Annotated in this window: 1 protein-coding gene; it reads left to right on the forward strand. The window is 70.1% G+C overall.

Features of this window, described 5'->3' with window-relative positions; genetic code table 11:
- Nucleotides 1-410: 410 nt before the first annotated feature.
- Nucleotides 411-1777 (forward strand): cytochrome P450 (locus UK12_RS32465; RefSeq protein ID WP_197085362.1); only part of this gene is annotated, 1367 nt, incomplete at its 3' end.

Raw genomic sequence — 1777 nt, forward strand, 5'->3', positions numbered from 1 at the left:
ACGAGCCGTCAGCTTCCCCTTGGCATGCTGCGCCTCGGTCGCCTTCTCGCTCGGGCCCCGGCGGACCTTCTCCCCAAGATCGTGCAGCTCGGCCACCCGGTCCTTCGCGGAACCCCCGGTCAGCAAGGTATTCATCAGCAGCTCATCCTGACGTCCGGTCGAATTCAGGACGGACCGGCGAATCACACCGCATCCGGCCATGAGATACCGAACCGACCATAAGGTCGCCCACCTGCCGGCCCCCAGGATCTGGCAGCAAGATGTCCGGCTGGCAACTAGCTGTCCGGCCGATTGCCGCCCGTCCGGCCGCGCGCTTGAATTCTGCCGGGACCCGGACATCGCATTCGGCTGCGTTCCACCACGGAAAGGCAGGGGAAATGGCTCAAGCCCGCACCCGGACGAACCCGACGGTGCCGAAGATCAAAGGGCGCCCCGTCGTCGGGAACACCTGGGAGTTCAAGCAGGACCGGCTCTCCCTCTTCACGCGCACGTTCCAGGACTGCGGAGATCTCGGCAGCTACACGATCGCCGGACAGGAGCTCTACCTCGCCAACTCGGTCGAGCTGATCCACGAGATCCTGGTCAGGCACGGCGGCCTTTTCGAGAAGACCGACCGATTCCGCTCCTTCGCCCGGCCGCTGCTCGGTGACGGACTGCTGACCGCGACCAACGAGGAGCACCGGCGCAACCGCCGGATCATCCAGCCCCGGTTCCGGACCGCCGCGGTGAAGACCTCCGCCGACGTCCCCGCCCGGGTCGCCCGGACGGTGTCGGCCGGCTGGGCCGACGGCCGGGTGATCGACGTGCGCCGGGAGATGGTCCGGGTGGTCCTCGGCATCGTCGGCCAGAACCTGTTCAGCCGCGACATCCTGGACGAGGCCGGCGAGTTGGGCAACGCGCTCACCGACGCCATCCACGGATTCGACTCACAGGCCAGCGCGCTGATCCCGCTGACCATCGAGTGGCCGACCCCGGCGAACCTCCGCTACCGGCGCGCGATCGACCGCCTGGAGCGGACCTTCTACGCCCTGCTCTCCGAGCGGCGGGCGATGACCGAGCGGCCGGACGACTGGCTGAACCTGCTGATGGAGACCAGGCACGAGGACGGCGTCCCGATCAGCGACCGGCAGATCAGGGACGAGGCCCTGAACATGTTCATGCCCGGCCACGAGACCACCGCCACCGCGCTGACCTGGAGCTTCCACCTGCTGGCCGGGCACCCCCGGGCGTACGAGCGGCTGCTCACCGAGGTGGACGAGGCACTCGGGGACCGCCCGGTGACCCTCCAGGACCTGCCCCGACTCCCGTACGCGCTCCAGGTGTTCAAGGAGGCCATGCGCCTCTATCCGCCGGTCTACATGTTCACCCGGCAGGCGACCGAGGACGTCGAGGTGCTCGGCCACCTCATCCCGGCGGGCACGGCCGTGGTGTTCAGCCCGTACGTACTGCACCGGCGGGCCGACTACTTCCCCGACCCGGAGCGTTTCGACCCCGACCGGTTCTCGCCCGAACGCGAGGCCCGGATCCCCCGCCACGCCTACCTGCCCTTCGGGGCCGGCCACCGGGTCTGCATCGGGAACCGCCACGCACTGCTCAACGGCCATGTGGTGCTGGCCACCCTCGCCCAGCAGGCCCGGCTGCGGGCGGTGGACGGGCCCGGGCCAGTCAAGGAGCCGATGGTCACCCTGCGCCCCAAGGGCGGGCTGCCGATGCGCGTCGAGCGGCGCGAGCGGCCGGCCGGCCCCGCCGTGCGACCGGCTCCCCTCCGGTCTCCGGC

The organism is Saccharothrix sp. ST-888, from assembly GCF_000955975.1.
Classification (GTDB): domain Bacteria; phylum Actinomycetota; class Actinomycetes; order Streptomycetales; family Streptomycetaceae; genus Kitasatospora.